The following is a 22011-nucleotide window of genomic DNA, read 5'->3' as shown; positions in this document are numbered from 1 at the left end:
CGGGGTGTATAATGTGATTATTGTCACACTGTGATGCTTAAATTTTTGACAGAATAGATGTAATGAATGGGGAGAAGGAAGGGGAGAAATATGGATACAGTAATGCTGTCGCGTATACAATTTGCGTCGACGACGATCTTTCATTATTTCTTTGTACCGGTGTCGATTGGTCTGGCACTGCTGATTGCGATTATGGAAACGATGTACGTCAGAAAAGGCAATGAAGAGTACAAAAGAATGGCGCAGTTCTGGGGGAAGCTTTTCCTGATTAACTTCGCAGTGGGTGTAGTAACAGGAATTCTGCAGGAGTTCCAGTTCGGAATGAACTGGTCGGACTATTCACGCTTTGTCGGTGACGTGTTCGGAGCACCGCTGGCGATTGAAGCGCTGCTGGCCTTCTTCCTGGAATCCACGTTTATCGGATTATGGATTTTTGGCTGGGACAAGGTTTCCAAGAAGATTCACCTGCTGGCGATCTGGATGGTTGCACTGGGGACTACCCTGTCGGCGTTCTGGATTCTCACAGCGAACTCTTTTATGCAGCACCCTGTCGGCTTTGCAATGAATAATGGCCGCGCTGAGATGAATGATTTCCTGGCGCTGATTACAAATGGACAATTGCTGGTTGAATTACCGCATACCCTGCTCGCCGCCTATGCAACGGGCGCGTTCCTGGTGACCGGTATCAGTGCATATAAAATGCTGAAGAAGCAGGATGTGGCTTTCTTTAGAAGATCGTTCGAAATTGCGGCGATTGTCGGTATCGTCTCTTCGGTGGGTGTAGCCGTTGCCGGACATGCTCAGGCACAGTACCTGGTGGAAACACAGCCAATGAAAATGGCCGCTTCTGAAGGACTCTGGGAAGACAGTGGAGACCCGGGGGCATGGACGGTCACTGCTTTTATCGATCCTGTTAATAAGGTGAATTCCGGGGAAATCAAGATTCCTTACCTGCTGAGTTTCCTCTCCTACAGTGAATTCTCAGGCAGCGTCAAGGGGATGAATACCCTGCAGGCTGAATATGAACAACAGTATGGTCCCGGGAATTATATCCCGCCTGTACGCACTACGTTCTGGAGCTTCCGGATCATGGTTGTTGCAGGCTCGCTCATGGTCGTCCTTGGTCTGTATGCAATGTATCTGATGTGGCGTAAAAAGATGGAACGTCCGAATACCTGGTTTATGCGGTTCATGTTCTGGGGGCTCTTGCTTCCGCCAATCGCTAATACTGCGGGCTGGATTATGACCGAAATCGGACGTCAGCCTTGGACTGTATTTGGCCTAATGACGACAGAAGACAGTGTATCACCTAACGTTTCGGCGGGTTCGATCCTGTTCTCGGTAATTACTTTTAACGCCATTTATGCCATATTGGGTCTTGTATTGATCGGTTTGTTTGTCAAAGTTATCAAAAAAGGCCCTTATCACATGGATCACGATCACGGTGAATCACATGATCCGTATAGCAAGGAGGGAACAACGCATGCTTTCTCTTAATGAATTATGGTTTGTGCTGATTGCGGTCTTATTTATCGGATTCTTCTTTCTGGAAGGCTTTGACTTCGGCGTAGGAATGGAAACACAGATCCTGGCCAAGAATGATACGGAGCGCCGGGTGCTGATCAACTCGATCGGACCTTTCTGGGATGCCAACGAGGTATGGCTGCTGACAGGGGCAGGGGCGATGTTCGCCGCCTTCCCGAACTGGTATGCCACGCTGTTCAGCGGATTCTATATTCCGTTCGTCTTCGCCCTGCTGGCGCTGATTGCCCGCGGTGTAGCCTTTGAATTCAGAGGCAAACGCGATTCGCTGGCCTGGAAAAGAACCTGGGACGCCTGCATTTTCTTCGGAAGCTTCCTGCCGCCTTTCCTGCTTGCCGTTGTATTCGCCAGTTTCATCAAAGGGCTGCCGATTGACGGGGATATGCAGATGTATGCCGGATTCTTCGATATCGTAAATGGTTATACAGTAGTAGCCGGACTCACGGTAGTCATGCTCTGCCTGGTGCATGGGCTCATGTTCACTACGCTGCGCACCGTTGGCGATCTGCAGGTACGGGCACGCAAGCTGGCCCAGAAGCTGCTGCTTCCGCTGGCTGCATTGCTCCTTGCTTTTGTAATCATGACTTATTTCATGACAGATGTATTTGAACAACGCGGAGCCCTGCTGCTGGTGCTGGTAGTTCTGGGGATTGCCGCTTATGTACTGTCCGGTTATTTCATGAGTATTAAGAAAGACGGGTGGGCTTTCGGCATGACGGGAGCGGTAATGGCTCTGTCGGTGCTTTCGGTCTTCGTCGGATTGTTCCCGCGGGTGATGATCAGCTCGATTGATTCGGCGTTCAACTTGACGATTACGAATGCTGCATCCGGACATTATTCACTGAAGGTTATGACCATTGTGGCACTGTCACTGCTGCCGTTCGTGCTCGGCTATCAGATTTGGAGTTATTTCATCTTCCACAAACGGGTTCACGAGAAGGAGCATCTTGAATACTAATGGATAAAAATTTGCTTGGGTACAAAGGAGTTAAGCCGGTCTTTCTGATCGTAGGCTTCCTTACCCTGGTGCAAAGCTTGTCCATACTGCTGCTGGCGAAATCGCTGGCAGAGGTAGTCTCTGCGCTGTTTGCGGGAGAACCGCTGAAGGAACAAGGGGCGACTATGCTCTTGTTCCTTCTTGCGTTTCTTGTGCGCCATGCCTGCGCGATGCTGATGAGCCGGGTTTCTTACCGTTTTGCGGAGAATACCGGCAGCAGTATGCGGAGACAAATGATGGACAAGCTGTTCGAGCTGGGGCCAAGGCTGGCAGGTGACCGGGGAACGGGGACACTGGTTACCATTGTACTTGAAGGGGTAACCAAGTTCCGTACGTACCTTGAACTGATTATTCCACGCATGGTGGGCATGGGTGTTACGCCGTGGCTGCTGCTCGTGTATATCTATACGCTGGATACATCAAGCGGGGTCATTCTGACCTTAACGATGCCGATCATCATTGTCTTTATGATTCTGATTGGGATGACGGCCCGCAAGCAGATGGACCGCCAGCTGAAATCGTACCGGACGCTCTCCAACCACTTTGTGGATTCGCTGCGGGGGCTGGAGACGCTGAAGTTTCTTGGACGCAGCCGTAGTCATAGCGAGAGCATTGCTGCTGTCAGCGACCGGTACCGCTCGGCTACAATGCGTACGCTGCGCGTAGCTTTTCTGTCTTCGTTCGCAATGGACTTCTTCACGATGCTGTCTGTTGCGTCCGTCGCCGTAAGCCTCGGCCTGCGGCTGGTTAATGAGGAGATGACCCTGGTCACCGGGCTGACGATTCTGATTCTGGCACCTGAATATTTCCTGCCGGTTAGGCTGGTGGGTGCTGACTTCCATGCAACCCTGGACGGGAAAGAAGCCGGAGAAGCGATGAAGGATATCATCGACCGGGAAACCGTCAAGGCCGTGGCCCTCGAGGCTGACGGGAATAAGGCTGTTCAGCCGCTTCAGTCAGGGACGTTCGGCTGGAAGCCGGACAGTGTGCTGAAGCTTGAGCAGATAGGCGTCCAATATGAAGCGGATGGGAGTTCTTCGCTGGCAGAAGTGAGCCTGGGAGTGACAGGCGCCGTGAAAATTGGCATTATCGGAGAGAGCGGGGCCGGCAAATCGACGCTGGTCGATATTCTGGGCGGCTTCCTGCACCCTACCTCCGGCAGCATCGTCATTAACGGGAACCGGGTCAGTGCGCTGACCGATGAGGAATGGCGCAGACAGACTGCGTATATTCCGCAGCAGCCGTATATCTTCAGCGGAACGCTGGCCGATAATGTACGGTTCTATTATCCGGAGGCGTCCATGGAAGACGTGGCTTCGGTAGTAGAGGCGGCCGGATTATCGAAGCTTGTCTCGTCCCTTCCGAACGGACTGGATGAAATGATTGGCGGCGGCGGACGCTCACTCAGCGGCGGGCAGGAACAGCGGGTTGCGCTGGCCCGGGCACTGCTGAGCAGCCGTCCGGTGATGCTGCTCGATGAGCCGACGGCCCATCTTGATATTGAGACTGAATATGAGCTTAAGGAAACGATGCTTCCGCTGTTTGAGGGGAAACTCGTGTTCCTGGCGACCCACCGGCTGCACTGGATGATGGACATGGATCTGATTATCGTGATGCAGAAGGGCAAGGTAGCTGAGGTTGGTACGCACCGTGAGCTGATCGAGCGCAAGGGTGCCTATTCTGAGCTTATTCAAAGTCAACTGGAGGGAATCCATTGAAACGTGAAGGATGGTTTGCTCCCTATGCCTCTGCTTATTTCTGGCGGTTTCTGCTGATCATTGCCCTGGGGGCGCTGACGGTCTTCTCGGCTTCGTCCCTGATGTACACCTCGGGCTTCCTGATCTCCAAAGCCTCCATACCGCCGGAGAATATTCTAATGATCTATGTGCCGATTGTCGGTGTGCGCACCTTCGGGACAAGCCGCGCAGTCATCCACTATGTGGAGCGGCTGGTAGGCCACGATACCATTCTGCGGATCCTCTCGAAGATGCGTATCCGGCTGTACAACATTCTGGAGCCGCAGGCGCTCTTCCTGTCTTCCCGCTTCCGCACCGGAGATATTCTCGGGATGCTGGCCGACGACATTGAGTATCTGCAAAATGTATATTTGCGCACCGTATTTCCGAGTATTATCGCGCTGCTGATCTATGCGGCAGCGGTGATTTCACTCGGTACGTTCGATTTGGCCTTTGCCCTCCTGATGGGGCTGTATATGCTGGTGCTGGTAGTCGTGCTGCCGCTGATCTCGCTGCTGCTGACGCAAAGCCGCCAGCGGCAGGTGAAGCAGGAGCGCAACCGGCTCTACCAGAAGCTGACCGATGCCGTGCTCGGGATGGGCGACTGGATGATCAGCGGACGGCAGGCACAGTTCGTGGCAACGTATGAGGCGGATGAGAACAAAGTCGCCCGCACCGACGGGGCGCTCCGCAGCTGGTCGCGCCTGCGCATGTTCATCGGCCAGGCCATTGTCGGACTTGGCGTGCTGTCCATGCTCTACTGGGCGGCGGGACAATTTGCGGACGGCGCGATTGCCGGAACGCTGATTGCAGCGTTCGTGCTGGTGGTGTTCCCTGTAGCGGATGCCTTCCTGCCCGTTTCCGACGCCGTTGAGAAAATTCCGCAGTACCGCAATTCCCTGGAACGCTTGAACGGTGTGGAAGCAGCGAAGGATGCCGTGCCGCATGCAGCGGCAGAGGCCAAGAGTGCGGAAGCTGCGGCTCTGGCCACGGCCGCAGTTAAGAAGATTCAGGCCTCCGGTCAGACCCATATCGAACTGAAGTCTGCAGGTTACCGCTATGCAGCGGGTGATGACTGGTCCATCCAGAATCTGAGCCTCAGCATTCCGCAGGGCCGGAAGATTGCGGTCATCGGCCGCAGCGGAGCCGGCAAATCCACGCTGCTGAAGGTCGTGCAGGGCGTGATCACGCCAACCGTCGGCTCGGCAACGATTAACGGAGTTGACGCAGCCGCTTACGGTGAGCGGATCCCGCAGCTCATTGCCGTGCTGAATCAGAGCCCGCATCTGTTCGACACTACGGTGGCGAACAACATCCGGCTCGGTAACCCGGAAGCCTCGGAGGAAGCGGTCAAGCAGGCGGCAGCCCTGGCGAAGCTGGATACGCTGATCTCTTCGCTGCCCGAAGGCTACAACACTCCGGTACGCGAAGCCGGGCAGCGTTTCTCCGGCGGCGAACGCCAGCGGATAGCCCTGGCCCGGATTCTGCTGCAGAATACGCCGGTGGTTGTACTTGATGAGCCGACGGTAGGCCTTGACCCGCGCACGGAGCGCGAGCTGCTGGCCACCATGTTCGAGGCGATGGCAGGCAAGACGCTGATCTGGGTCACACATCATCTGGTAGGCGCAGAACAAATGGATGAAGTGATTTTTATGGAGCACGGCCAGGTGGAAATGCGCGGCACCCATGCCGAGCTAATGGACAGGGAACCGCGCTACCGCAAGCTGTATGAGCTGGATCGGCCAAGCGCGTTTATGAGTGCAGCCCCCGGGGAATGAATATAGCACACCAAAAGGCTCTTTTTGTCCGGTTGTGGACAGAAAGAGCTTTTTTGAAATATAAGAATCTATGTGTATTTCGTTCTTCTTCCTGTTATAGACCGTACCGTTCCACTACCCAATCTTTAAACATAGCGTAATCCTTCTCTACCTGTCCGGCGTAACTGTAAGCCCACTCTGCAATGTACCGGGTAAAGGCATCAGGATCGGGACCCATGGCTTTGGAAATCTCCTGTTCGCTATGATAGTTGAGGATTCCCTTGTCGACGTCGGCATCAGCGCGGGCATGCATTTTGGCGGTCAGGCTGCCCATCACCTCAACCACCCGGATCAATTCCCCGGAGTCTGTGATATCCTCTAGCTTGAGTCTTTTTTTGTACGGGGAACGCTCCCTGACGTAGAAGTCCCGGCCGCCCAACGTCAGGAAGCCAAGATAGGGATCAGCTTTGTGGTGCATGGCCTGCTGGGTAGCGGATACCCGTTTGCCCTGATGGGTAAAGGATTGCCAGAATGACTCCGAATACGGCATGAAATAGGCGGGAACCGGCGCGCGGACCTCTTTTACTTCCAGTACGGTATCATCCTCGCCAGCCTGCTCCAAACCGCCTTCAATTAGAATATAATAGCGGTCCAGTCCAATCGATGCCGTTCCCGAACCGCGTTTGACCGCAATGTCCTTGATCCGGAAATGCTCCTCATTCAGGCTGCGTGTGACCACCGTCTGCGTATAGAAGCTCCAGGCTTGTTCAAGCTCGGCCTGCTCGGCAGCACCGGGAATCAGCAGCTCGGAGGTCTCAAGGAACACCCGGCTGCTCTGCATTTGGGCGGTAACCTTCTCCAGAAAGTGGCTCTGCCGGCGCTTTTCCAGCTTGCGGAGCAGCTTCTTCACCGGCCCTTTGGCGGTATCCTCATTGATGACGAAGTTAGCGGGATTGTCTTTGCCTTGGGCGAAGCGGCGGATTTGCCGGGAATAGGCAGCTGCGTAGCTCTCAATCAACTTGTGCTGCTCTGAATTACTGTAGCCAAGCTGCCTGCCGACAAGGGCAATACTGACGGCCATGCGCAGCAGATCGTAGAGATAAGAGCCGACATACCCTTCGTCAAAATCATTCACGTCATAGACGATATCCCCGTCTTCACTGCGGAAGGCACCGAAATTCTCGAAATGCAGATCCCCTTGGATCCAGGTAGGACGGGCGGGTGAGCTATGGTAAGGGAAGTACTGCCTGGTCGTATCAAAATAGAACAGATAAGCGCTCCCGCGGTAGAACGAAAAGGCGCTCTGCGCCATTTTGCCGTATTTCTCCGACCGGTTGACCGGGCTTAGGGCCATAATACCGCCGTCGAACTCATCAAAAATCGAAATTAGCAGATCTCTGCGCAGCTTTGAGCGTGTGCGGATGACCCCTTCAGTAATGGACTGATTGACCATGAGCGGTGCTCCTTTCCGGATAGTATGATTATATCTATTATTTCCATGGACCTCCAAATTTGCAAGCGTGATATAATTGAAGAGTTAAGGAGAGGGTTGAAAATGCAGTTAACATGGGAATTGGACTCGATTTATCCTTCCTTTCGGTCGGAGCTGTTTCAGCAGGACCGCAGGCTTGTGGAGACACTTGCCGGGGAGCTGAGTACATGGTCAGCCTCACAGTTACATAATGGACAAGATGCCGCCGCAGTGATGGAACAGTTCCTTACACAATATAATGCTTACAAAAGCATCTACCTCCGCCTGTTCAGCTTCGCCGAATTAAGCTTCAGCGCCGACAGTAGTCATACCGAAGCGATGAATCTGATGGATGAGCTGGAGGAGGTCACCCTTGGCGCAGGAGAAGCCTTAGTAAGCTTCAGCAAATGGCTGGCCAGAATCCATCCGGATATGCTGGAGACAAGTATCGCTTCCAATGCCTATCTTGAGCAGCACAGCTTCTATCTGCGTGAGCTGCAGGGCAAATCTCAGTATTTGCTGAGTGAAGAAGGTGAAGCCGTGATTGCCCGGATGCAGGCTACCGGATCTAAAGCTTGGGAACGCCTGTATATGCGGACGTTGTCCACCTTGCGGACAGATGTGGAGCTGGACGGGAAAATGCAGAGCTTGTCGCTGGCTGAGCTGCGGAATCTCGTCTATGACCCGGATGCTGCGGTACGGAAGGCGGCGGCAGAAGCCGAACATCAAGCCTGCCGCAGTGTAGCGGAACAAAGCGCAGCCTGTATCAATGCCGTATGCGGTGAGGCAGCGGCAGTGTATGAATTGAGAGGCTATGCTTCACCGCTGCATAAAGTGCTGGCCGCTTCGCGGATGGATCAGGAGACATTGCAAGTAATGCTGCAGGCGATCCGGGAGAGTCTGCCGGTATTTCACCGGTATTATGCCAAGAAAGCCGAACTGCTGGGTTATCCCGGGCAGCTGCCGTTTTATGATGTGTTTGCACCAATAGGCGGGGAGTCTCCGGCTAACATCTCTTATGCCGAAGCCCAAGCGATGATTATTAACGGCTTCAGCAGGTTTAGCAGCGAGCTTGGCGGATTCGCCCGCAAGGTGTTCGAACAGCACTGGATCGATGCCGAGCCGCGGAGCGGCAAAGGGAACTTCGGCATGTGTGTTGATATTTTCCCGATCGGGGAGAGCCGGATGATCACGAGCTTTAACGGCAATTATATAGATGTGAGCGTGCTGGCCCATGAGATCGGACATGCCTACCACAGCAGCCGTCTTGCCGGGCAAAGTATGGTCAACACGGAATATCCGGTGCCGATTGCGGAGACGGCATCGATTTTTTGCGAGAGTCTGATAGGCTATGAACTGCTGCAGTCTGCGCCCGCCGGGGAAGCGGAAGCTATTCTGGAACGGGGACTGTCGGATGCCGGGTATTATATTGTAGATTTCTATGCCCGGTATTGTTTTGAGAGCAGGCTATATGCCCGCAGGAAATCCGGTCCTCTCTCCGTGGAGGAGCTGAATGACCTGATGCTGGAATCCATGAATGCCGCTTACGGAGACAGTGTACTGCCGGATTCGATTCATCCGTACCAGTGGATCAGCAAGGCCGGGTATTACATGTCAGGCAATGAATTCCTGAACTTCCCGTATTCCTTCGGGCTTTTGTTCTCCAAAGGGCTCTTTGCAGAGTACAAGAAGCGGGGAGCAGACTTCGTAAGCCGCTATGAACAGTTCCTCTCGGCAACCAGTACCCGGAGTATCGCAGATGCCGCGAAGCTGATGGATATTGATGTACATTCTCTGGCGTTTTGGCAGGATGCGCTCATGCTGATTGCCGGGGATATCACGAAGTTTACAGGACGGGAATAAAGCTGGATTTTTACGCTGCGGAAGGTTCCTTTTTACGGGAAAGTGTGGTAGAACAGTAGTAGAAGTATACACCGCAGCGGCACAGAAAGGGATGCTTGATTGAATGTACGTAGTGTGTAAGGAACACGTAGAGCTGGCCATCGACAAATTTGTGGACGAGTACGAGGATGCACCGGATGTTGTGGATCTGAAGGAGACCGAGTTCTCGGACTGGGACCCGCCGGCGAAATGTGCGGAATGTGAGAAGAATGCGGAATATCTGGTAGTCTAAAGGACTGCTGTATTAAAAACACCCTGCAGCCGTGAGAACGGTCTGCGGGGTGTTTTGGTGTGGGCGGAAGGATCCGGCAGGATGGGGAGATTATGCGTCTGCTGCATCCGCCATATCGGCTAGCGAGCTGCTGCGGTTACTGCGATTGCTGCCGCGCCGGTAGGCAACTGCTGAGACAATGGCAATCAGAGCGGCAATCGACAGCCCCCAGTAGATGTTGGAGTAGGCCGTGGAGAGCGGCAATCCGCGCTGCCATTCCAGGGCGCTCGCGGCCATCGCCACGCTGAAGGCTCCGCTGAAGAACTGCAGCAGCTGGAACAGCCCCATGCCCGAGCCGATCTGTGAAGAAGGCAGAATCCGCGAGATTTCGTTCGATACGCTGCTGGACAGCACGGTAAAGGAGAGGCTCATAATCATGTAGACCAACATGACGGCAATCCAGGACTGTCCGGCGAAGAAGGCAAACAGCACGGTTGCCGCCAGCACCAGCAGCGGTGCGAAGCGTAAGATGCCGCCATTGCCGTAGCGGTCGATGACCCGGCCCACGGTGCGGGAGACGAAGATCGCCAGCAGCGAGCCGGGGAAAATCACCAGCCCGGCATGGCTGGCGCTGAAGCCGAAGCGGTGGGTCAGAATCTGCGGCAGCAGGAACAAGGTAGCGAAGCTGCACAGGTAGGAGGCGATTCCCACCAGCGCCAGCACGAGATACGAGCGGTTGCGGAACAGCGCCGGCATCACAAACGGATCCGGTGTGCTGCGGATGCGGCCTACGAATAAGGCAATCGCGGCCATGCCGGCGATTAGGGCAACCCACAGGCCGCTGGTCAGAAACAGTAGGAGGCCTGTGGTGCCGACGCCGAGGAACACCCCGCCAAGCACATCGAACGAGCCGCGGGCAGGTATTTCTCTGGGCAGCAGGATCAGGAATAATGGCACCAGCAGCAGAATTGCCGCCGTTACTGCGAACAACCAGTGCCAGCCGAGATACTCGACAATGGAACCGCCTGCGACCGGGCCAAGTCCCAGTCCCAGCGAGACAGCGGACATGATTGTCGCCATTGCTTTGCCGCGGCGGGCCTGCGGGACATAACGGGTGAACAGGACAAGCGATAGAGACATGACCGCCCCTGCACCTGACGCCTGCAGAATGCGCACGATAAGCAGGAAGATAAAGTTAGTGCTGAAAAAACCGGCCACAGCCGCAAGCCCCAGCGTAAGCAGGCCGATGATCAGCAGCCGCCGGATCGGCAGAAAGTCAGACAGCCGGCTGTACGTGATCGAAGCGATCGAGAACATAATGGAGTACCCGGTAACAATCCAGGAGGCGGATGCAGCCGAGATGCCGAAAGTCTCCGTTACATCCGGCAGCGCCAGATTAAACATTGCCGTATTCATAATGACGAGAACTACAGCGATACTGAACAGCAGGGTCAGCAGCCCTTCGCGTGGAAGAGTGGCTTCCACTGCAGCGGTTGAATTGCCCGCATGATCCTCAGAGGTATGTAATGAGCTCATGTGATTGCCACTCCTTTGTTATTAATGTTTAATAGTTCGATTATTTACGAACAATTGAAATATAGCATGCACTGATGTAAAATGCAATTAGGAAGATGCAAAATTACAAAGATCTAGATACGAAGATACAATTTAAGTACTCATCTGTCTTTCAAAGGAGTCTTATTTATGAAGCTGCTTCATCATCCGGACCGCAAGGACATTCAGCTCGCTTCCGTGTTGTATGCGCTTAGTGATCCCATCCGTTTATACGTAGTATCGGAAATTCGCAAGCATGGAGAGCAGGCCTGCAACAGCTTTAAGGTGCCGATTGCCAAATCCACGATGTCCCATCATGCCCGGACACTCCGCGAAGCGGGCGTAGTCTATACACGGGCACAGGGCACCCAGCGTATTCTGTCGCTGCGCACCGATGACCTGAACGAGCGGTTTCCAGGCCTGCTTGATTCGGTCCTGCAGGCCTATGACTCCTCAGAGCAGCCCGAGCTGTTCGCCGAGCAGGAGGAAGGGCTGGAATAGCCTTACCGCGGGAAGAGTGGAAGGGGCTAGAACACAGCGGGAACAACAGGAACAGTTAGAGGACTGAAATAGCAGAGGGAACCAGTCAACAAGGACCGCTGAAATAAGGCGGGTTTTGGTTTATTTTTACCCGGAAATATGGTAAACATAAGAGGATATCAATAAGCGGAAAGGACGTAACGGATACGTCCTTTTGCTGTTTCTAGAGGAACAACGAAGGCCGGGCAGAGGACATGCATAGGGTTACGGACATTCCCAGCGGCACGATGTTTATATAGGGTTATCCCACAGGAGGAAGATATGTTCATTCAAATCATCGGCGTAGGCAAATTGAAGGAAAAATATTTGGTGAGCGGCATCGCGGAGTACGCCAAGCGATTGACCCCCTACCTCAAGTTCCAGATGATTGAGGTGGCGGATGAGAAGGCCCCGGACAATCTCAGCGACGCTGAGGTTGTCCAGGTGAAGGTGCGCGAGGGCGAGCGCATCCTCGCGCACATTAAGAGCGAAGCGCATGTCATTGCGCTCGCGATCGACGGCAAGCTCTGGAGCTCCGAGGAGCTTGCCGCTGAAATCGACCGGCTCGGCACCTACGGGACGAGCCATGTCGTCTTCGTCATCGGAGGCAGCCACGGCCTCTCCGATGACATCATGCGCCGCGCCCAGCAGCGCATGAGCTTCGGCCGCATGACGCTGCCCCATCAGCTCATGCGGCTGGTACTGGTGGAGCAGATTTATCGTGCGGTGAAGATAAATCGGGGGGAACCGTACCATAAGTGAGGCGAAAAAATCGGCATTCGGCGGAGCGGTGTGGAGAAGGGCAGTTCTCGACCTGATCTATAATGGCCTTTGAACCTGCTAGATGGATTACAAAATGGGGGGGCAATATGAATAGTCTAAAAAGAGTTATCATCGTTGATGATGATATAGAATTATGTACGGTACTGAAAAAATGCCTTGAAAGTGAAGGCTATTCTGTAGATGTGGCTCATTCTGGACGCGCAGGAATAAGCATGGTGAGAAACAATCATTATGAACTGGTTGTGTTAGATGTGATGTTGCCAGAAGTAGACGGATTACAGGTTCTCGCTGAGCTGCGTAAGATTTTTAATATGCCGGTGCTTATGCTATCAGCGAAGGATCAAGAAATGGATAAAGTATTAGGCCTGAAAGCAGGCGCAGATGATTATCTTACCAAGCCATTCAGTCTTTCTGAATTGAATGCCCGTGTGAATAGCTTGATCCGAAGGTTTACAGTATTCGGGGGTCGAGAGGATGACAAGGGGAGTCATCATGTACTTACTTTTGGAAAGTTAACAATAGATCGTGAAAGACATCTTGTTTCCAAGAATGAAACAGAAATATTATTAACTGCAAAAGAGTTTGAACTGCTAAACTTCCTGGCCAGCCATCCTGAACAAGTATTCAGTAAAAGACAAATTTATCAGAACGTTTGGAACGAGGAATATGTGTATGACGATAACAATATCATGGCGCTAATCCGTCGTACACGTAAAAAAGTGGAGGACAATTCGGACAATCCTCAGTATATTCAAACCGTTTGGGGAGTCGGATATCGCTTCCATTATGAGGCAGCCTATGACGAATAATTTAATACTTATCTTTTTCATTATTTTATTGGTTGTTTCAGTGGTATTAATAGTTCGCCAATGGCAAACTCGTAAACGTATCAAAGAAATGGAATACATTTTAGAAAAAGTATTGGATGGTCATAATAAATTACATTTATTTGCCATACCGGGAAAAGAAACGGCGAACTTATCCTTGCAAATTAATCAACTCATGGAATCCTATCAAAAGGAACGTATTCTAGTGAACCGGGAACAACAGGCCAGAAAACAATTGCTGGCAAACCTTTCACATGATGTTCGCACTCCTTTGGCTTCTGTTATTGGTTATTTAGAAGCTGTTACTGGGGAACTGGTTCATGGCAATGATCGGGAGCTCTATCTGCAAACAGCGCTGCAAAAATCATACGACTTAAAACGCCGCGTTGACCAGTTGTTTGAGCTCGTGCGGCTTGATGCCAATGAAATTCAACTGAAAGATGAAAAACTAGATATTTGTGAACTTATTCGCGGTGTTGTCATCGATTTCATCCCCCTGCTTGAAAAAAACCATTTCGATGTGGAAACGCAAATTCCTGATGAGGAATACCCTGTAAAGGTAGATCCATCTGCTTTTATTCGTGTGATACAAAACTTAATTCGTAATGTGCTTATTCATGGGAAATCAGGTTGTTATTTAGGAATCCACGTATATGTAGAGAATAAGTATGTTTTTGTAGATGTCATCGATCATGGAAACGGCATAGCTGCACAAGATATGGAGTTCATTTTTGATCGATTGTATCAAGGTGACGCGGCTAGAACAGAACATGGCGGGCTTGGTCTTGCGATTGCTTACGAACTTATAAAGAAGATGGGCGGCAACATAAATGTAAGTAGCCTGCCATCTTCACAAACGTTGTTTAAGCTGCAGCTGCCATTAGCAAGATAAGAGGAGGGAATGCTTAGAGCATTTCCTTCTTTTTGTATGACTATCAGAAAAAAATCAGAATTATATCAGTGGCGTATAGAATTTACTCCTTACAATGAAATCATGAAGTACAAATGTTAGGAGTGGAATGTTGTGGGATTATTTCTGAAATTTGTTATAACATCAGCGATGGAGAAGAAAGGGAAGTTTATCATGCTTCTATTTGCTATCCTGATGAGTGCTACTTTGTTCATTGCCAGCTTGGGAGTCACAGACGTTATGATGAATAACTACATCGAGTCCTATACTCAGGTAATGGAGAACAAAGAAATTTCAATTACAAGCAAAGATCCAACCGTTGGAATTAAATTAGATGAGGTGAATTTAAAAGGGGTACAAGATATCGTTCCTCAATTAGAGTTGAAGGGGATTTATCGCCATGATTTGGATAACAGCACTGTGACAGTCCTCGGCAGGAACACACAAGATATCATCACCAAAAACGCTAATGAAAAAAGAGTACTGGACCATTTCCAAGGTGCAACATGCATTATTTCACAGAAGGTGGGCCAAGATCTTCATTTGAAAGTGAACGATACCCTACAGCTTAGTGTGAATCATCAGGACATAACCGTTCAAGTAGTGGGCCTATTCCTGAATGAGGGGATCTTTTTTGGAGATACCAACGAAGCGTTCCAAATGATTGTACCCTACGATTTTTTGGTTGGGCAATCGAATATGCCGGGATTGTACAACAACATTATCGCTACAGGAACAGGTCCATATACTCAAGCTTCAATTGATGAGTTTAACAGTGCCAATGAAAACTATGTTGCAAGAACAAGTTTCACAGATCAACAAGGAATGCTGGGTGCAATTAAAGAAGGGAGAATCATCTGTTTTGCCCTGTTAGCCGTTGTAATGTTGCTCAGTTCGGTGATTATCTCCAGTTCTTTCAAACTCATTATTGTAGAAAGGATGCCTGTGATTGGTACTTTTTTTAGTCAAGGAGCTACGAAACCTAACATTATTAACGTTCTACTATTGGAAAGTATCCTTTTTGGCGCAATTGGCGGTGTTCTATCATTTTTAGCTGGTAGTGGAATCATCTATGGAGCAGCTTACTTTCTGTCCCTGCATAGAGAGTATGGGATATTCAAATTACCCACAATCCCCATCTATTACTTAGTATTGGCAGTTCTGTTTGGGAGCTTGTTGTCTGTTATTTCATCGATCCTCCCCATTCTGCAAATCAATAAACTATCCATCAAGGATGTCATATTGGGAGTAGCTGTAGAGAACAGAGCAGGCAATAATACAAGAACGCTATTAGGTAGTGGCTTTCTTGTCATTTCTCTCTTATTGTTTCTTGTGCAAATAGACGGGATCGTAAGCATTCAGTGTATTCTGCTCATTGCGGGGATTTTATTAGTTCTCCCGAATCTGATTCATGTGGTAACAGCTAAGCTATACGGGATTCTCAAGGACAAAGTACCTGTATCGGCTCTAGCCCTTAATAATATCCGGACTTCAAAAGAACTGTTAGGCAACATTACCTTAATGCTGATCGCAGCATTATCGGTAATTACGATCACATCCGTTGGTGATAGTGTTCAAACAGCTATGACAGATGGTTTTAACAGAAATAACTTTCAGATACAGATTACGGTTCCGTCAGAAGCTGGCAATATTGCGGATACTCTAATGAAAAATGAGCTGAACCGCAGTGATATTGAACAAGATACGCTTCAGAAGCTAAAAGTATTTGGAGGCCAGCTTAACGGAACAGCTTTTCAGATTGCGGGAATAGATAAAGATAAGTATTTAAGCTATGACGGGTATATTGACTGGACAAAGCCTAAGAACCTAAACATATATGAGGAATTCAAGAATGCCAAAGTACCTTCGGTCATTGTCTCAGAAAGTATGGCCAAAGCCCTCGATATACAAGCTGGAGATAAGCTGCCGTTAACGGTTAATCAAACTGAAAAGGAACTGTATGTTACAGGAATTGTAAATATGAAGGTGCTGTATGGGGGCTATGTTGTATTAGTAGATAATGATGTGTTGCTGCAGCAATTTAATTATGTTGGTACGAACATGATTAATGCTAAGGCAACGGGAGACGATGTGAAATTAAGAGATGACCTGCGGAAGCAACTAAGTAATTATAACGTAAAGGTAGTGACATATGAGGAACTGGAAAGAGCCAATATTGCTGAAAACGAAAAGACCATTGCGGCATTTGGCCTGTTCTCATTGATGGCCATGGTCATTGCGTCGTTCGGTGTATTAAACAACACCAAAATCAGTTATTTAAACGCAAAGAAGAACATCGCTCTGTTGCACGCAATAGGGTTAAGCAGACAACAGAAGAATAGGTTATTGCTGTTCCAGTCTATTTTCGTGGTGCTTTGGGTGACGCTCCTGCTTATCCCTTGTTCCTATGCGATGATATTTCTGACCAAAGACTTACTGAGCCTCATCGGAATGATATATGATATCAGGCTAAATCTAATGTATTTACCGTTAGTAATAGGATTCTTGCTAGTGCTAATTGTCCTTTTCACACTTCCAGTTATCTTAAATGGCAAGAAGTTTTCAATAATTAATGAAATGAAATACGAATAGAAGGATAGGTGAATGTGGTGAACAACAGCATCGAAATCATAAATTTAAATAAATCATTCTATATGGGCAAAGAAGAGGTTAAAGTATTAAATGATCTGAGCTTTTCGGTAGAAAAGGGTAGTTTTCTCTCTATCATGGGACCGTCAGGCTGCGGGAAGTCTACATTGCTATATTTGCTTGGTGGCCTGGATGACCCTACTTCTGGACAGATTATCATAAATGGAAAAGACATAGGTAAATTAAAGGAAGACGAAAAAGCAAAGATGAAACGCAGGGACGTAGGCTTTGTATTTCAATTTCATAATTTGGTGCCAAATCTGTCGGTTGAGGATAATATCCTCCTGCCCATTATATTAGATGGTAGGAGTGTAAAGGATTATCGTATAGAATTGAAGGGAATTCTTGATTTGATAGAACTGTCTCATAAGAGAACAGCAACGCCTAGAGAATTATCAGGTGGGCAGCAACAAAGAATTGCCGTCGCAAGAGCCTTGCTGTTTCAACCGGAAATTATTCTGGCTGATGAACCTATAGGTAATCTGGATTCCCGCAATGGTGCTACTATTATGGAGCTGTTTCAGAGTATTAATAGGGAATTTGGAAAAACGATTATTCAGGTTACCCATTCAGAAGCATCCACGCTATATGGCGACTCCGTTATTCATTTAAAAGATGGCGTAATTGAATCGCAGAAAACCCTACAACCCTGCGGGAGAGGATTGATCACTACTTTATGATGGTGTTAGAAACCAACGGATTGACCAAAAAATATAATAACCAGCTTGTAGTAAATAATCTCAATATGCATGTCCGGCAAGGGGAGATTTATGCTCTGCTTGGTCGTAATGGTGCCGGAAAGACGACAACTTTAAAGATGGTGATGGGTTTGGTAAAACAAACCCGCGGAGAGATTACCGTTTTCGGCGAAAAGCTGACTAGGTCCAATACAGGAGGATATAGAAGGATCGGGGCACTTATTGAAGCCCCGGCCTTTTATGAAAACTTAACTGCTGTAGAAAATTTGAACTTGATTGCTTCTTTGCGGGGTATCCATAACAAAAATGCAGTGAACAACACATTGGAATTAGTAGGATTGGAGAACGATACAAACAAGAAATCAGGAAAATTCTCTTTGGGCATGAAGCAACGCCTTGGAATTGCATTAGCCTTAATGCATGATCCTGAATTTATTATTTTGGATGAACCAACGAATAGCCTTGATCCAGCAGGTATTCAGCAAATGCGTTCACTCATTCTCAGTCTAAGCAAAGAAGCAGGAACGTCCATACTCATTTCTAGTCATATTCTAAGTGAGGTGGAACAGCTTGCCGATACCATAGGAATTATTCATCAAGGATGCCTAATTGAAGAAGTCCCCATGAATGAAATAAGGCTGCGTAATCGCCATTTTATAAAAATGGTAGTATCCAGTACAGCCTTAGCCGTACCCATTCTAGAGAAGCAGTTAGGGATTACCGATTTCGATGTTGAAAGCGACTATATTCTAAAAATTTATGAAATAGAAAGAAACATGGAGGACGTAAACAGGTACTTTCATGATGCCCATATTGGTGTTAGCGAAATCAGTATGAACAAAGGGAATTTGGAAGAATACTTTATGAAAATAACAGGGGGGTGAACTAATATTGCTTAGATTCATTCGAGCTGAGTTTATGAAAATCAAAGGCTCCAGTATAATCTGGGTTTGCCTTGCTGGTTGTTGTATTCTTCCGTTAATCGGTTTTGTTGTAAATCTAGAGGCATCTGCTCAAACCACATGGAGCTCCTATGCCGCTCAAAATTTATGGTTGGCAATATTGCTGTTGTGGCCCTGCATATTTGGACTTATTGGTACTTATATCTTCACAAGGGAATCCATAGAGAATACATACCGGAATCTGTTTATAATCCCTGTTGGCCGTGTACGATTAGCCATAGCAAAATTAGCTGCACTACTTCTGATTATTTTAGCGATGGCCTCTCTATCCTACTTGCTCAACTTTCTTGGCTTGTTTATTGGAATACCTTTTGAAACGGCTTCATTTTGGGATGGGTTGATAACCTATTTGAAGTCTGGCTTACTTATGTTCTTTAGCCTTTTACCAGTCCTATCAGTCGCGGTAATTTGCCGTAAAAGTTATCTTATTGCTATTTGTGCAACGATTATGTACGCAGTGTTATCCTTTGTTGGAGTCTGGTCATCTGTGCTATCCTCTATCTTACCCATCGTTACTATTCTGAGGGTTAGCCAGGTTACATCCATCAATATTGATTTTGCATTTCCCATGAGTGTTTCATATTCTAGTATGGCGGTTATTGGCGTTGTTTCCGTGGTCAGTATTTTATGGGTATCAAAAAAACAGGATTTATAGGTTATTTTTTCAACAATAAACCCTTGTGAGAACATACGTATTTATCAAGGGCACCCAATTGAGCACCCGAAAATTTCGCCCTATAAATGTTACGGTGAACCGTATCATAAGTGAGGCAAAGTTTAATCCAGGCTTCTTTTAGATTTTATGAAAAGGGGCTCTATTATTTTTGTGCTGGGCAACCTGAAGATTCACTTTATAGAGGAATCGGTGGAGAAAGCGAGATCTTTTTGTGCTTCCAGCGCTGCGAGCCTCTCGGTAAGCGCTTTGTGAATCGTATAGAAGGCGTCGCTGCCCAGAACAATTCTTTTCGGCGCCGGATTTTGATCGACACTCTCGATCATGATGGCAACCATTTTTGCCGGATCGCCCAGCGAAGGTGCTTTGGCTTCTTCAAGAATCCGGCGTGTATGGAAGGCCGGGGAGGCTTCATAATCATCGATTTTTGGAGCAAGCTTGGAGCTTTGGTACCGGAAATTGGTGCTTGCGCTACCAGGTTCCACAATGGTAACGCCAATATTAAAAGGGGCAACCTCATACATCACGGATTCAACAAAGCCCTCAATTCCCCATTTGCTCGCGTGATACATAGATCCGCCAGGGAAAGCGGTTTGACCACCTACAGTGGATAGCTGAATGATTCGTCCATTACCTTGCGCCCGTAGATGAGGAAGAGCCTCGCGGATCACTTGGATTGAACCAATCAAGTTCGTTTCCAGTTGATGGCGTATCTGCTCATCCGTCAATTCTTCTGCCGCACCAAATAGTCCATATCCTGCATTGTTAACTACGACATCAATATGACCAAGGGAGTGAAAAGCGTTTTTCACCACCTGACGAATAGCAGGTGTATCTGTAAGATCGAGTTTGGAAATCCATAATAACTCGTCATATTTTGCTTTGAGATCATACACAGCCTCCATATTACGGACTGTGCCGGCTACACGATCCCCGCGTTCTAAGAGTTGCTCCGCCATATGACGCCCAAATCCGCTGCTTATTCCTGTGATCAACCAAGTACGTTGAGTCATCCCAAAAACCTTCTTTCAAGTAAAATCCAGGCATCTTATAACTGTCTGGTTAGTTATAAGATATATCTATCTAACTGGTTTGTCAAATGATATACTTATTGAAATAGTGCTTTTCCCCGAAAGGATGACTCAAATATGATAAGGAACGCTGAAGCAACCCGAGAACGAATCCTGGAAGCAGCTATGGCGGAATTCTCTGCTCATGGCATTGCGGGCGCGCGGGTTGATCGCATAGCCAAGAATGCTGATTGCAACAAAAACATGATTTACATTTACTTTGAAAATAAAGAGATGCTCTTCACCACGATTCTTCAAAAGAACCTTACCCGCGTTTATGAGGAAATAACTTTTACTCCCGACGACCTTCCAGGCTACGCCGTGCGTGTGTTTGATTTCGCTATGTCAAATCCTGATTTGATGCGGCTTATGGCATGGTTTAGCCTAGAACAGAAGGCGGACAGTCCGGTAGAACGCGGACAGGTTCATGACCAGAAAGTTAAATCTTTGACTGAGGCCCAAAACTCGGGGCAGGTTGGTGCGGCCTTCCCTCCAGAATTTATACTAACAACTATTATGACGATCGCTACGGCTTGGACAGCGGCAAACCCCTTTGGACCGTTGCTCGATCCAAAGAGCATTAAAAATGTTGAACCTTTAAGAGATGCAATTTCCAGAGTTGTTCGGTTGATTTCCCTCGAGGGACTACAGAATTGAATGGGAAGCGTATAAGAGGCAGGGTGGTGAGAATAGCCCTACCCTTTTCACGGGGGGATTTTAATTTGGTTAGTATAATAATCGAAAGCAAACATCATGAAGGTTTTCGCCGTTAACCCCGTTACGCCGAACCCTACCACAAGTAGGACACTTCATGAAAGCGGGCGATTTGGAACCGTCTGCTCCAACTACTTGTAATAGTTCAAAGGCCATCCTCTGCGGGATGGCCTTTGATGTATTCGTAGGAAAGAACGTTAAGCAGCCCGGTCTCAAAATTGGCAGTAAACACCTCACTCTGGCTTACGTTTGATGCAGGAGAAGTTCTTAGGCGTAGGCAGGTAATTATTGTTTTCTTTATTTTGCCGAAGTAACACATCCGCTTCACCTAAAATATGATGAGTTTAGAAATGGAATGAGGTGAGCTAATGGCAGTGGTAAAATCCAGGAAACAGGATATCGATATGTTGGCAAGGCTGCTCCGAGCTGAGGCTGAAGCCGAAGGCGAAATGGGCATGCTCCATGTTGGAGCTGTCGGGATTAACCGGATAAGAGCGAATTGTTCCGATTTTGAAGGGATTCGGACAATTCCCCAAATGATTAACCAGCCGCATGCGTTCGAAGCGCTGCAACATGGTATGTACTATCAAAAAGCAAGAGATAAAGAACGTCGTCTAGCGCAACGGGTTGTGAATGGGGAACGGAGTTGGCCAGCCAAATACTCGCTATGGTATTTCCGCCCGGGGACGTATGACAATCCCGGACCATGTCCGCCAACTTGGTATAATCAGCCGTTTGTAGGTCGATGGAAGAAACATTGTTTTTATCAACCAACTGCAGAAGAATGCGCTAATGTATATAATACGTATTAATATCTGCATGATTTCATGAGATCAAGTATTTCGGTGGATCCCAATGAAAGAAAATACGGCAGCCACGGACAAGAGAAAAAAGTCCTAGGCGGCCGCCTTTTTTATTTAAATGATATTTTCAAATATAGAGTAAATACCAATAGACGTATTAACTTAAGGGAGCTAAACTAGGTGAAGTGAAAATGAATAGGTATATAGGAGCATACATAACGTGACAATATCAG

Annotated in this window: 19 protein-coding genes; 16 read left to right on the top strand and 3 right to left on the bottom strand. The window is 48.5% G+C overall.

Going from position 1 to position 22011, the window contains the following annotated elements:
* Positions 1-90: 90 nt before the first annotated feature.
* From JRJ22_RS28815 to cydC, 4 genes are read left to right on the top strand one after another with little or no spacing between them, the layout of a single operon-like run.
* Positions 91-1497, top strand: coding sequence for a cytochrome ubiquinol oxidase subunit I (locus tag JRJ22_RS28815; protein ID WP_206102583.1), 1407 nt, complete (start codon positions 91-93; stop codon positions 1495-1497).
* Positions 1484-2500, top strand: coding sequence for a cytochrome d ubiquinol oxidase subunit II (gene cydB / locus JRJ22_RS28810; protein WP_054942612.1), 1017 nt, complete (start codon positions 1484-1486; stop codon positions 2498-2500). The genes JRJ22_RS28815 and cydB overlap by 14 nt, the downstream gene beginning before the upstream one ends.
* Positions 2500-4257 (top strand): thiol reductant ABC exporter subunit CydD, encoded by a 1758-nt coding sequence (cydD, locus tag JRJ22_RS28805; protein ID WP_206102582.1) that lies wholly within the window; start codon positions 2500-2502, stop codon positions 4255-4257. Before cydB ends, cydD begins: the two co-directional genes overlap by 1 nt.
* Positions 4254-6053, top strand: coding sequence for a thiol reductant ABC exporter subunit CydC (gene cydC, locus JRJ22_RS28800; RefSeq protein WP_206102581.1), 1800 nt, complete (start codon positions 4254-4256; stop codon positions 6051-6053). Before cydD ends, cydC begins: the two co-directional genes overlap by 4 nt.
* Before the next feature lie 94 nt (positions 6054-6147).
* Here the strand turns inward: cydC and JRJ22_RS28795 are convergent, their stop codons facing one another.
* Positions 6148-7485: a DUF2252 domain-containing protein gene (locus JRJ22_RS28795; protein WP_206102580.1), complete on the bottom strand. Its 1338-nt coding sequence runs from the start codon at positions 7483-7485 to the stop codon at positions 6148-6150.
* Positions 7486-7587: 102 nt separating this feature from the next.
* Here JRJ22_RS28795 and JRJ22_RS28790 point away from each other — a divergent pair, with 102 nt between their 5' ends.
* Together JRJ22_RS28790 and JRJ22_RS28785 are read left to right on the top strand one after the other, a co-directional pair.
* Positions 7588-9366, top strand: coding sequence for a M3 family oligoendopeptidase (locus tag JRJ22_RS28790; protein ID WP_206102579.1), 1779 nt, complete (start codon positions 7588-7590; stop codon positions 9364-9366).
* A 103-nt stretch (positions 9367-9469) separates the two neighbouring features.
* The gene (locus JRJ22_RS28785; protein ID WP_082452016.1) at positions 9470-9637 is read left to right on the top strand and encodes a CxxH/CxxC protein; all 168 of its coding nucleotides are present in this window, start codon (positions 9470-9472) and stop codon (positions 9635-9637) included.
* Between the two features lie 90 nt (positions 9638-9727).
* On the opposite strand, the gene JRJ22_RS28780 is transcribed toward JRJ22_RS28785, so the two are convergent.
* Positions 9728-11152 carry an MFS transporter gene (locus tag JRJ22_RS28780; RefSeq protein ID WP_206102578.1) on the bottom strand — a complete coding sequence of 475 codons (1425 nt, stop codon included), beginning with the start codon at positions 11150-11152 and terminating at the stop codon, positions 9728-9730.
* Between the two features lie 168 nt (positions 11153-11320).
* Between JRJ22_RS28780 and JRJ22_RS28775 the strand changes: the two genes are divergently transcribed.
* The 8 genes from JRJ22_RS28775 to JRJ22_RS28740 all read left to right on the top strand — a co-directional run bounded on the left by JRJ22_RS28775 (position 11321) and on the right by JRJ22_RS28740 (position 19173).
* Positions 11321-11671: an ArsR/SmtB family transcription factor gene (locus JRJ22_RS28775; RefSeq protein ID WP_206102577.1), complete on the top strand. Its 351-nt coding sequence runs from the start codon at positions 11321-11323 to the stop codon at positions 11669-11671.
* A gap of 300 nt (positions 11672-11971) precedes the next feature.
* Positions 11972-12451 carry a 23S rRNA (pseudouridine(1915)-N(3))-methyltransferase RlmH gene (rlmH, locus tag JRJ22_RS28770; RefSeq protein ID WP_206102576.1) on the top strand — a complete coding sequence of 160 codons (480 nt, stop codon included), beginning with the start codon at positions 11972-11974 and terminating at the stop codon, positions 12449-12451.
* 107 nt (positions 12452-12558) lie between these two features.
* A complete protein-coding gene (locus JRJ22_RS28765; RefSeq protein ID WP_062526036.1) occupies positions 12559-13281 on the top strand; it encodes a response regulator transcription factor in 723 nt (240 codons plus the stop codon).
* Positions 13271-14191: a sensor histidine kinase gene (locus JRJ22_RS28760; RefSeq protein ID WP_062526034.1), complete on the top strand. Its 921-nt coding sequence runs from the start codon at positions 13271-13273 to the stop codon at positions 14189-14191. The genes JRJ22_RS28765 and JRJ22_RS28760 overlap by 11 nt, the downstream gene beginning before the upstream one ends.
* Before the next feature lie 132 nt (positions 14192-14323).
* The gene (locus JRJ22_RS28755; protein ID WP_062526031.1) at positions 14324-16801 is read left to right on the top strand and encodes an ABC transporter permease; all 2478 of its coding nucleotides are present in this window, start codon (positions 14324-14326) and stop codon (positions 16799-16801) included.
* An 8-nt stretch (positions 16802-16809) separates the two neighbouring features.
* Positions 16810-17538: an ABC transporter ATP-binding protein gene (locus tag JRJ22_RS28750; RefSeq protein ID WP_232380997.1), complete on the top strand. Its 729-nt coding sequence runs from the start codon at positions 16810-16812 to the stop codon at positions 17536-17538.
* On the top strand, positions 17535-18440 hold the full coding sequence (locus JRJ22_RS28745) for an ATP-binding cassette domain-containing protein (protein WP_062526029.1): 906 nt from the start codon (positions 17535-17537) through the stop codon (positions 18438-18440). The genes JRJ22_RS28750 and JRJ22_RS28745 overlap by 4 nt, the downstream gene beginning before the upstream one ends.
* A 7-nt stretch (positions 18441-18447) precedes the next feature.
* Positions 18448-19173 carry an ABC transporter permease gene (locus JRJ22_RS28740; protein ID WP_062526027.1) on the top strand — a complete coding sequence of 242 codons (726 nt, stop codon included), beginning with the start codon at positions 18448-18450 and terminating at the stop codon, positions 19171-19173.
* 191 nt (positions 19174-19364) lie between these two features.
* Here the strand turns inward: JRJ22_RS28740 and JRJ22_RS28735 are convergent, their stop codons facing one another.
* Positions 19365-20204 (bottom strand): SDR family oxidoreductase, encoded by an 840-nt coding sequence (locus tag JRJ22_RS28735; protein ID WP_206102575.1) that lies wholly within the window; start codon positions 20202-20204, stop codon positions 19365-19367.
* 135 nt (positions 20205-20339) lie between these two features.
* Between JRJ22_RS28735 and JRJ22_RS28730 the strand changes: the two genes are divergently transcribed.
* Entirely contained in the window at positions 20340-20918 is a 579-nt protein-coding gene (locus JRJ22_RS28730; protein ID WP_232380996.1) for a TetR/AcrR family transcriptional regulator, read from the top strand.
* Between the two features lie 425 nt (positions 20919-21343).
* On the top strand, positions 21344-21787 hold the full coding sequence (locus tag JRJ22_RS28725; protein ID WP_206102574.1) for a cell wall hydrolase: 444 nt from the start codon (positions 21344-21346) through the stop codon (positions 21785-21787).
* Positions 21788-22011 lie beyond the last annotated feature (224 nt).

Source organism: Paenibacillus tianjinensis (assembly GCF_017086365.1).
In the GTDB taxonomy this organism is placed as follows: Bacteria; Bacillota; Bacilli; order Paenibacillales; family Paenibacillaceae; genus Paenibacillus_AQ; species Paenibacillus_AQ tianjinensis.
This window is presented reverse-complemented; position numbering and strand designations above follow the sequence as displayed.

Excerpts from the sequence above, each read along its gene's own strand:
- JRJ22_RS28730 (WP_232380996.1), top strand. The coding sequence starts at position 20,340 with ATGATAAGGAACGCTGAAGCAACCCGAGAACGAATCCTGGAAGCAGCT.
- cydB (WP_054942612.1), top strand. The coding sequence starts at position 1,484 with ATGCTTTCTCTTAATGAATTATGGTTTGTGCTGATTGCGGTCTTATTT.
- JRJ22_RS28815 (WP_206102583.1), top strand. The coding sequence starts at position 91 with ATGGATACAGTAATGCTGTCGCGTATACAATTTGCGTCGACGACGATC.
- JRJ22_RS28795 (WP_206102580.1), bottom strand. The coding sequence starts at position 7,485 with ATGGTCAATCAGTCCATTACTGAAGGGGTCATCCGCACACGCTCAAAG.
- cydD (WP_206102582.1), top strand. The coding sequence starts at position 2,500 with ATGGATAAAAATTTGCTTGGGTACAAAGGAGTTAAGCCGGTCTTTCTG.
- JRJ22_RS28780 (WP_206102578.1), bottom strand. The coding sequence starts at position 11,152 with ATGAGCTCATTACATACCTCTGAGGATCATGCGGGCAATTCAACCGCT.
- JRJ22_RS28735 (WP_206102575.1), bottom strand. The coding sequence starts at position 20,204 with ATGACTCAACGTACTTGGTTGATCACAGGAATAAGCAGCGGATTTGGG.
- JRJ22_RS28760 (WP_062526034.1), top strand. The coding sequence starts at position 13,271 with ATGACGAATAATTTAATACTTATCTTTTTCATTATTTTATTGGTTGTT.
- JRJ22_RS28725 (WP_206102574.1), top strand. The coding sequence starts at position 21,344 with ATGGCAGTGGTAAAATCCAGGAAACAGGATATCGATATGTTGGCAAGG.
- JRJ22_RS28775 (WP_206102577.1), top strand. The coding sequence starts at position 11,321 with ATGAAGCTGCTTCATCATCCGGACCGCAAGGACATTCAGCTCGCTTCC.
- rlmH (WP_206102576.1), top strand. The coding sequence starts at position 11,972 with ATGTTCATTCAAATCATCGGCGTAGGCAAATTGAAGGAAAAATATTTG.
- JRJ22_RS28785 (WP_082452016.1), top strand. The coding sequence starts at position 9,470 with ATGTACGTAGTGTGTAAGGAACACGTAGAGCTGGCCATCGACAAATTT.
- JRJ22_RS28790 (WP_206102579.1), top strand. The coding sequence starts at position 7,588 with ATGCAGTTAACATGGGAATTGGACTCGATTTATCCTTCCTTTCGGTCG.
- JRJ22_RS28765 (WP_062526036.1), top strand. The coding sequence starts at position 12,559 with ATGAATAGTCTAAAAAGAGTTATCATCGTTGATGATGATATAGAATTA.
- JRJ22_RS28745 (WP_062526029.1), top strand. The coding sequence starts at position 17,535 with ATGATGGTGTTAGAAACCAACGGATTGACCAAAAAATATAATAACCAG.